Below are 8,531 nucleotides of genomic sequence, written 5' to 3'. Positions count from 1 at the left end.
CCCCACTCCCGGCGGCGGGACGACGCAGCCGGGCACGGGGACCCCGCCGGACACCGGGCTCACCGGCGGCGAGGTGGTGGGCATTGGCGGCGCGGCCCTCTTCGTCGTCCTGGCGCTCGTCGCGGCGCGCAAGCTCTTTGGCAGGAAGCGCCTGCCGGAAGCCCCCCGGAAGCCCGAGGAGGCGCCCCAGCTGCCCGCGGAGCGCCCCGAGCTGCGCGTGGAGCTGCCGCCCAACGAGGCGGAGCTCGCCCGGCGCCGCGAGCTGGACGACGCCCACGCGCGCATGGACGAGCTGCGCCGCCAGCGCGAGACGGCCTCGTTCGCCGCCCACGCCGCCAAGGACCCGGCGGAGAAGGCCCGGCTGGAGGCGGAGGTCCGCGCCCTCAAGGAGAAGGAGGAGGACGCCAAGCGCGTCGAGTACCGCGCCAAGAAGGCCGTCGACGACGAGACGCGCGAGCGCCGCAAGCGGGAGCAGGCCGAAGCGGTGCGCCTGCGCGAGGAGGCCCTGGCCCAGGAGGCTGCCCAGGCGGAGGCCGCCCGTCAGGCGGAGGCCGCCGCGGCGCGCGCCAAGGTGGAGGCGGAGGGTGGCCGCACCCTGGCGCAGGGCCTGGACCGCACGCGCAACCAGGGCTTCATGGCGCGGCTCAACGGCCTGTTCGGCGGCCAGCGCACGATGGACGAGTCCGTCCTGTCGGAGCTGGAGGAGATCCTCTTCACCGCCGACATCGGCGTGCGCACCGCGGACCACCTGGTGGAGGTGGCGCGCGAGAAGCTCAAGCGCAACGAGCTGAAGGACCCGGAGCGCATCAAGGGCGCCATCCGCGACGAGGTGGCGCGCATGGTGGACCTGCCCGTGCCGCGCTCGCTGGAGGGCGGAGGCCCGCCGCACGTGGTGATGGTGGTGGGCGTCAACGGCGCCGGGAAGACGACGACCATCGGCAAGCTGGCCGCGCAGCTCACCGGCCAGGGCAAGAAGGTGGTGCTCGCCGCGGGCGACACCTTCCGCGCCGCCGCCACGGAGCAGCTGGACGTGTGGGCCGGCCGCGCCGGCGCCCAGCTGGTGACGGGGCCGGAGGGCGGCGACCCCAGCTCCGTCATCTTCGAGGCGGTGAAGAAGGCCCAGGCGGAAGGCGCGGACGTCATCATCGCGGACACCGCGGGCCGGCTGCACACCAAGGCCCCGCTCATGGAGGAGCTCAAGAAGGTCAAGCGCGTGATGGACAAGGCGCTGCCCGGCGCGCCCCATGAAATCCTGCTCGTGCTGGACTCCACCAACGGCCAGAACGCCATCCAGCAGGCCAAGCAGTTCCACGAGGCCGTGGGCGTCAGCGCCATCGCGCTCACCAAGCTGGACGGCACCGCCAAGGGCGGCGTCATCATCGGCATCTGCGACGAGCTGAAGCTGCCGGTGGTCTGGGTGGGCGTGGGCGAGAAGATCGCCGACCTGCGCCGCTTCGAGCCGCGCGAGTTCGTGAAGGCGCTGTTCGACTGACCAGCGCTACTGCCCCATGAGCTGGGGCAACAGCTGCTCCAGGAGTTGCTGCGTCTGGGCGTCCAGCTTCACGTCGCCCAGGCCGCCACCCATGGCCTCCATCAGCCCCTGGAGGTCCGCCGCGCCCAGGTCCTCGTCGCCGTGGGCCTCCTCCCACCAGCGCGTGCGCAGCTGTCCCAGCGCCTTCGCGTTCGCGGGGCTCGCCTTCGCCAGCTCCTGCGTGAAGCACGCCTTGCACGCCCACTTGAAGCGGTACGTGTCCACGTACGCGCGCAGGGCCTTGAAGAAGGCGCTGTCCCCCACGAGCTTGCGCGACGCGTGGTGCAACAGCGGCGCCTTGCCGTACACGAGCGCGCCGTACTCCAGCTCGCCGCCGTCGAAGTCGCCCGTGGGCCGGTCCGCGCGGCCGTCCCTGCCGCCGGACAGCCGGAAGAACTGGTAGGGCATCACCAGGGCCTCGTTGCGCAGGGACTCGGCGGCCTCCGGGCCGTGGGCCCATTCCATGTAGAGGAGCGCCGCGTACTGGGCCAGCGACTCGTCCACCACCGGGTCGTGGATGGGGTCGGAGCCCACGAGCCCCGCGAAGTACTGGTGCGCCACCTCGTGCGCCACGGTGAACTCCAGCGTGCGCTCCAGGGACTCGCCCACCTGCGCGCCCACCTGCGCCAGCATGCCCGCGCCCTGCGCGTCCAGGAGCTCCTGGAAGGCCTCCATGCCGGGCATGCCCGCCAGCATCTTCAGGGGGTCCTGCTTCGCGCGGTAGAGCGACGTGCCCACCGTCACCAGGCCCGGGAACTCCATGCCGCCCGCGCCCCCGCTCAAGGGCGCCTGCACCACGCGGAAGTGGGTGTAGGGCAGCGGGCCCAGCCGCTTCTCGAACTCCGTCAGGGCCTGCGAAGCGTACTTGAGCACGCGCTTGCCCGTCGCCGCGTCCTGCGCCGCGAAGTGGCTCTCCACCGTGACGCCGTTCACCGTCGAAGTGGCGGACTGGTAGCCGCGCGTCACCAGCACCGGGAAGTCACGCACCGCCGCCGCCGCGAAGCTGTAGCGCACCCGGCCGTCGCGCTCGGGCACCTCGCCCAGGGGCGTCCCGGTGGCGTGCGCCGCCCAGCCCGACGGCACGGTGAGCGTGGCCAGCACGTGCGCGGGCTCGTACAGCGCCAGGTCCCCCATGCCCTGCGGGCCGGCCCATGGCTGGCCCTGGTCATCCACCGGAGGCACCTGCGGCACCACGCCCACCAGGCTCACCACGTCCGCCGTGGCGGAGAAGGCCCCGTGGTCATCCGCGCCGCTCTTGCCACCGCCGCCCAGGAGCCCGCCCGCGCCCATGAGCGACTCCGCGCCCGGCGCCGCCCTGGGCACCGTGCCCTTCAGCGCGACCTCCAGCGACACCGTGCCGCCGGGGGCCACGGGCGGCTCCACGGCAATGCGCTGCAGCGTGGGCTCCGGCCCCAGCTCCAGCGCCACGGCCTTGCCGTTGAGCTTCGCGCCGGAGAGCGTCACCTGGCGGGAGCGGGTGTTGGGCGTCAGCCGCAGGTACAGCTCCGTCAGCGGCTTGGGCCCCCGGGCCACCAGCTGCACCTGCACCTTGCCCCAGACGCGCCGTTCCTTCGGCTCCACCTCCAGCTGCACGCGGTAGAGCGGCACGGACTCCAGCGGCCCCAGCGCCTTCGCGGCCCGGTCCCGCTCGGACGGCTTCAGGTGCTGGAGGCACAGCTGCACCTCCGGCGCCACGCTGCCCGCGCCCGGAATGGTGGGCGCGGTAGGAGGGGCCGCGGCGGCAGGGCCTGAGAGCAGCGCGCACAGCAGCCACCATCCGGGGAGGGTCCGCATGGAGGGCATGCTAATTGACCCCGTCCAGGGCCGCTCGCTACAAGCCTTCGGGTGCGCCACTCGCGAACGTTGACCCTCTCCGCCGCCGCGCTGAGCCTCCTGGCCTGCGCGAAGCAGGTTCCGCCGTCCACCGCCGTCGCGCCGCCCGAACCGCGCTCGGTCCAGCTGCTCAGCGCCACGCCGGAGCGCGAGACGGCGCGCATGGAGCAGCGGCGCGAGGACGTGGAGGTGGACACGCGCGAGGGCGAGCGCACGCCGCGCGTCGTCGCCACCGCGGAGACGCCGTCACTGCGGCTGGACGGCGCCCAGGCCCGCCTCTGCGGGGACGCGGCCTGCACGCAGGGCTTCGCCGTGGACAACTTCCTGCTGCTGGAGGTGCTGGACGCGAAGGGGAAGGTGTCGCGCCGCGCCGCCGTGGGCTTCACGGACAGCGTCTTCGTTGGCAACGAGCAGGTGGACAACCTGGGCCGGCGCGCCTTCAGCTTCGAGGCCAACGAGGTGGACGTCACCTCCCTGCTGCCGGAGTCCGAGCCCTTCCGCCTCCGCGCCACCGCGCTGGACTACTGGGGCGTGGGCCGCGTGACCAACGTCTTCCTGCGTCTGGAGCCGGGCACGGGCCGCGCCGAGGACGACCTCCGGGGCCACTGACGGGCCCCGGGCTCCGGAGCCAGAGGGCGGACGCGGACGTCCGCCCCACGACTCAGAAGCGCATGCCGGGCGCGGGCATCACCGGGCGCAGGCCCGAGAACCCGATGGAGCCGTCGCACTCCCCGCCGCACACCTGGCCCGGGGTGAGCTCCGCGGGGCTCTTGGTCACCGCGTAGGCCCCGGCGCCCGCCGCGGCGGCCACCACGCCCACGCCGACCCAGACGTACCACTTCTGGTACCAGGCCTTGCTGGTGCTCTCCTTCACCTCCGGCGGCTGCTCGGTGCCAAGCGCCAGCCCCGGCTGCTCCACCGGCTCCGAGGGCTTCGAGGGCTCCAGCACCGTCGAGCGCGGCGTGTCGTCCGCCTGCGCCACCGGCGCGGTCGCCACCGGCTCCGGGGACGGACGCAGGCGCCCTTCCACGACGTAGAGCTGGCCCGCGCGCACGTTGATGTTCTTCACGTCCTTGAGCCCCGCCGGCCCCCGGAACTCGATTTCATGCTGCCCCTGGGGCAGGGGGTGGTTCTCCACGGGGGTGGCGCCCACGCGCGTCCCGTCCACGAAGACGGTGACGCGGGGCACGTCCGCGCGCAGGGTGGCGAAGCCCGTCGCCGCGTCCAGCGCGACCGTCACCTCCGCCGTCTGGCCCGGCGCCAACGTCACCTGCTGGGTGAAGTCCGAGTAGTTCTGGCGGCGCGCCACGACCGAGTGCTCCCCCGGCGCCAGCTCCAGCGGCGTCTGCGGGTTCACCTCCTGGCCGTCCACCGTCACCTTCGCGGTGCGCGCGTTGCTGCCCAGCTTGAGCACGAGCGTGGCCTTCGCCGGGGCCACGTCCTCGGCGGTGGCCGTCGCGGCGCCCTTGCCCGTCTTGCCCTTGCGCGTCCCCAGCTTCTCCTTCTTGGGCGGCGTCTTGCGCTTCGCCGTCGTCTTCGGCGGCTTCGCGGTCTTGGGCTTGCCCTTGGACTTCGTGGGCTTCGTCTCCTCCGACGAGGGGCCGAGGAGATCATCAATGTCCTGGGCGAACGCGGCGGAGGGGAGCGCCAGGGCGGCGACGAGCGACAGGACGGCGAAGCGGCGAAGACTCATGTCGGGCCGAAGGTTAGAGAGTCATCCCAGGGGAAGCAAACACCGTCCCACCCGGCCGTCCGTTGGGAGAATATCCGCGCCCCATGCACCGCGCCCTCGTTACCCTCCCCCTCGGCCTCTGTGTCCTCTCGCTCGCGGCCTGTCCGGGCAAGGCCCCACCCCGGGTGGAGGCCGCCACCTCCGCCCGGCCGCCGCCCATCCACGTGCCGCCCGGCTGTGAGAAGGACCAGTCCGGCGACTACCACCACGCGCAGAACCCGGCCTTCCGCTACCTGGGCCAGGACGACGGCCGCACCCTGTCGCTCGCGGTGGTGCGCGCCTGGGCGGACGGCGGCGTGGAGTCCCCGGACGCGGGCTCCGTGGGCATCGTCCTCACCCGCACGCCGGAGGGCTTCGTGGGCGAGACGCGCGCCACCGGCTTCAGCGCCTCCGGGACGCCCTGCCCCGTCGCCTTCCCCACGGAGGCGGTGGCCTGCACCGACGCTGGCCTCACCCTGCGGGCCGCGTCCAGCACCTCCATCGACGAGGGCTGCCGCCCCGCGACCGCCGGCCCCGCCCCGGTGCGCCAGGAGCAGGTGCTGCTGCGCGGCGTGCCCGACGCGGGCCGGTAGGCCCCCGGGTCGAAAGCCGAAAAGCACCGCGCCGCCCTCCCCGCCCTGGAAATCCAGGGAGGAAGCGGCGGCGCGAGGTCCAGCGCGAGGCGGTGAGAACGGCTCAGGCCGCCTGGCGCGGCTGCTCCTCGGAGGACGTCACGGCGGGGACGGCGTCCGCCACCTTCGCCTTGCCGGCGAAGCCCTGCAGCAGGCTGGACACGCCCACGTAGAGGAAGCCCGCCAGGAACAGGATGATGAAGGGCACCGACGTGTAGATGCGCGAGTCGATGGCGAACCACAGCGCCCCGGTGAAGTAGGCGGCGAAGAGCAGCTCCACCACCGGCATCAGCGTCTTGCTGCCCCGGTAGCTCTTCTTCACGGCCTTGACGCTCTTGCCCTCGGCGCCCGTCTTCGGCGTGCGCGCGAAGCCCGACTGCTGGTTGAGCAGCGCCTCACCCACGGCCTTCGCGTTGTTGATGGCCAGGCCGATGCCCAGGCTCATCAGGAAGGGCAGGTACTTGAAGCGCTCCCAGCCCTTCACGCCGCGCTCGCGCTGGGCGGCCACGTAGAAGACGCAGACGCTGGCCGTCGCGGTGATGAAGAACGGCAGGTCCAGGAACAGCGTGCCGTACAGGCCGTGCTGGAAGCGCACCACCATGCTGATGGGCATCAGCACGGACAGGAGCACCATCAACAGGTAGGCCATGTTGTTGGTGAGGTGGAAGAAGGCCTCGCGCTTCACCAGCAGCGGCAGGTCGCTCTTGAGGATGGTGGGGAGCAGCTTCTTCGCCGTCTGGATGGAGCCCTTGGCCCAGCGGTGCTGCTGGCTCTTGAAGGCGTTCATGTCCACCGGCACCTCCGCCGGGGAGATGACCTCCGGCAGGAAGATGAACTGCCAGCCCTTCAGCTGGGCGCGGTAGGACAGGTCCAGGTCCTCCGTGAGCGTGTCGTGCTGCCAGCCGCCCGCGTCGGAGATGGTGGAGCGGCGCCAGATGCCCGCGGTGCCGTTGAAGTTGAAGAAGCAGCCGGCGCGGTTGCGCGCGGTGTGCTCGATGATGAAGTGCCCGTCCAGGAAGATGCTCTGCGCCTGCGTGAGGATGGAGAACTCACGGTTCAGGTGGCCCCAGCGCACCTGCACCATGCCCACCTTCGCGTCCGCGAAGAAGGGCACCGTGCGCATCAGGAAGTCAGGGCTGGGGACGAAGTCCGCGTCGAACACCGCCACGTACTCGCCCGTGGCCAGCTTGAGCCCGTTCTCCAGCGCGCCCGCCTTGAAGCCCTGGCGGTTGACGCGGTGGATGTAGACGATGTCGTGGCCCTTCTGCCGGTGGCGCTCCACGCACGCGCGCGCGATGCCGCACGTCTCGTCCGTGGAGTCGTCCAGCACCTGGATCTCCAAGAGCTCGCGCGGGTAGTCGATGCGGCACACCGACTCCACCAGGCGCTCCACCACGTACATCTCGTTGAAGATGGGCAGCTGGATTGTTACCCGAGGCAGCGCTGGGAGCGTGCCGTTGGGCGTCGGCAGCTTGAACTTATGGCGGTAGTACAAAAACGCCATGCGGTAGCGGTGGGAGCCGTAGACTCCCAGCACGCTCAGCAAGCTGAAGTAGACTGCCAGGAAGATGATCTCGACGGTGGTCATCGGTGACGCTCAGCCCCTCCCGCTGGCACTGGCGCCAGCGGTCCTACCAGACGTGGCGGCATGCCGACCGACCGCTCATGCTGACCGCCGCCTGTGGGTCTGCTGAGCCCCGCCCCGTATGTGCCCGAAAAGACAGGGCTTTGACCTTCCGGCTACTGATCGCCGGCGGACAATAGGGAGCGACCCGGGTCGTGTCAAACTATTCCCCGGATTCGAGAGGCCTGAAACGGCGGCTTTGACGCAGGATGTCACCTTCTTCTTCCCTGCGTCAGAGGGGTTGCGGGACGACGTCCCGGGTGCTCCGAGCGGCGCAGGACCTAGCGGGCGGCGCGCAGGGGGACGGGGACGGCGGGGATGGTGGGGGCGGCTTCCGCGACGTGGGACTCGTCGCGGGTGGCGCGGTCGAGCACGCCCTGCACCAGCGCCGGGAAGTCCAGGCCCGCGCGGGCGGCGATCTTGGGCAGGAGGCTGGTGGGGGTGAAGCCCGGCAGGGTGTTCACCTCCAACACCACGTCGTTCTCCGTCTCCGAGCACAGCAGGTCCACGCGGCCGTAGCCCCGGCAGCCCAGGGCGCGGTATGCGGCCAGCGCGAGCGACTCCACGTTGACGCGGCGGGTGTCGGACAGCCGGGGCGGGAGGAAGTACTGGGTGCCGCCCTTGTACTTGGCCTCGTAGTCGAAGCCCTCGCGAGGGAAGGCCACCTCGCAGCTGCCCAGCACGCTGTCGCCGAGGATGCCCACCGTCACCTCCTGGCCCTTCACGAAGCGCTCCACCAGGGCCTCGCCGCCGAAGCGGCACGCCTGGGCCACCGCGGGCACCAGGGCCCCGGCGTCGTGCACCACGGACAGGCCCACGGACGAGCCGCCCTTCGCGGGCTTCACCACGCAGGGGAAGCCGCTGTCGCCGTGCAGTTCCAGCGCGCGCTCCGCGTCCGCGCGGCCCACCCGGTAGCCCCGGGGCGTGGCCAGGTTGTGCAGCTGGAAGAGCTTCTTCGCCATGGGCTTGTCCATGGCCAGCGCGGAGGCCAGCACGCCGGAGCCGGTGTACGGAATCTCCAGCAGCTCCAGCAGGCCCTGCACGCGGCCGTCCTCGCCCATGCGGCCATGCAGCGCGAGGAAGGCCACCTCGATGTCGGCCGCCCGCAGCGCCCGGTCCAGGCCCGGGCCCGCGAAGACGCGGGTGACGGTGTGCCCCAGGGTCTCCAGGGCCGCCACCACGGCCTCCCCCGTCTTGAGC

Annotated in this window: 7 protein-coding genes; 3 read left to right on the top strand and 4 right to left on the bottom strand. The window is 72.1% G+C overall.

All coding sequences use genetic code 11. From position 1 onward, the window contains the following. On the top strand, positions 1–1,492 hold a 1,492-nt coding region (ftsY, locus tag D7W79_RS34435; RefSeq protein ID WP_244222132.1), incomplete at its 5' end, for a signal recognition particle-docking protein FtsY. A gap of 6 nt (positions 1,493–1,498) precedes the next feature. Here ftsY and D7W79_RS34430 read toward each other — a convergent pair. Continuing rightward, complete coding sequence (locus D7W79_RS34430) at positions 1,499–3,325, bottom strand: M1 family aminopeptidase (RefSeq protein ID WP_439099259.1); 1,827 nt, start codon at positions 3,323–3,325, stop codon at positions 1,499–1,501. A gap of 51 nt (positions 3,326–3,376) precedes the next feature. Here D7W79_RS34430 and D7W79_RS34425 point away from each other — a divergent pair, with 51 nt between their 5' ends. Beyond that, on the top strand, positions 3,377–3,973 hold the full coding sequence (locus D7W79_RS34425) for a hypothetical protein (RefSeq protein WP_120529569.1): 597 nt from the start codon (positions 3,377–3,379) through the stop codon (positions 3,971–3,973). A gap of 52 nt (positions 3,974–4,025) precedes the next feature. Here the strand turns inward: D7W79_RS34425 and D7W79_RS45935 are convergent, their stop codons facing one another. Further along, positions 4,026–5,057: a PEGA domain-containing protein gene (locus D7W79_RS45935; RefSeq protein ID WP_120529568.1), complete on the bottom strand. Its 1,032-nt coding sequence runs from the start codon at positions 5,055–5,057 to the stop codon at positions 4,026–4,028. A gap of 83 nt (positions 5,058–5,140) precedes the next feature. On the opposite strand from D7W79_RS45935, the gene D7W79_RS34415 reads away from it, so the two are divergent. After that, positions 5,141–5,668, top strand: coding sequence for a hypothetical protein (locus D7W79_RS34415; RefSeq protein WP_167497774.1), 528 nt, complete (start codon positions 5,141–5,143; stop codon positions 5,666–5,668). Positions 5,669–5,771: 103 nt separating this feature from the next. Here the strand turns inward: D7W79_RS34415 and D7W79_RS34410 are convergent, their stop codons facing one another. Continuing rightward, positions 5,772–7,295, bottom strand: a complete 1,524-nt coding sequence (locus D7W79_RS34410; RefSeq protein ID WP_120529566.1) for a cellulose synthase family protein — start codon at positions 7,293–7,295, stop codon at positions 5,772–5,774. Positions 7,296–7,612: 317 nt separating this feature from the next. Next, positions 7,613–8,531 (bottom strand): D-alanine--D-alanine ligase family protein (locus D7W79_RS34405; RefSeq protein ID WP_120529565.1); only part of this gene is annotated, 919 nt, incomplete at its 5' end.

The organism is Corallococcus exercitus, from assembly GCF_003611585.1.
Classification (GTDB): Bacteria; Myxococcota; Myxococcia; order Myxococcales; family Myxococcaceae; genus Corallococcus; species Corallococcus exercitus.
The sequence above is the reverse complement of the archived record's forward strand: the minus strand, read 5'-3'. Positions and strand labels throughout refer to the sequence as shown.

Coding starts and splice junctions, on each gene's coding strand:
- D7W79_RS34430 (WP_439099259.1), bottom strand. CDS start 3,325: ATGCGGACCCTCCCCGGATGGTGGCTGCTGTGCGCGCTGCTCTCAGGC.
- D7W79_RS45935 (WP_120529568.1), bottom strand. CDS start 5,057: ATGAGTCTTCGCCGCTTCGCCGTCCTGTCGCTCGTCGCCGCCCTGGCG.
- D7W79_RS34415 (WP_167497774.1), top strand. CDS start 5,141: ATGCACCGCGCCCTCGTTACCCTCCCCCTCGGCCTCTGTGTCCTCTCG.
- D7W79_RS34410 (WP_120529566.1), bottom strand. CDS start 7,295: ATGACCACCGTCGAGATCATCTTCCTGGCAGTCTACTTCAGCTTGCTG.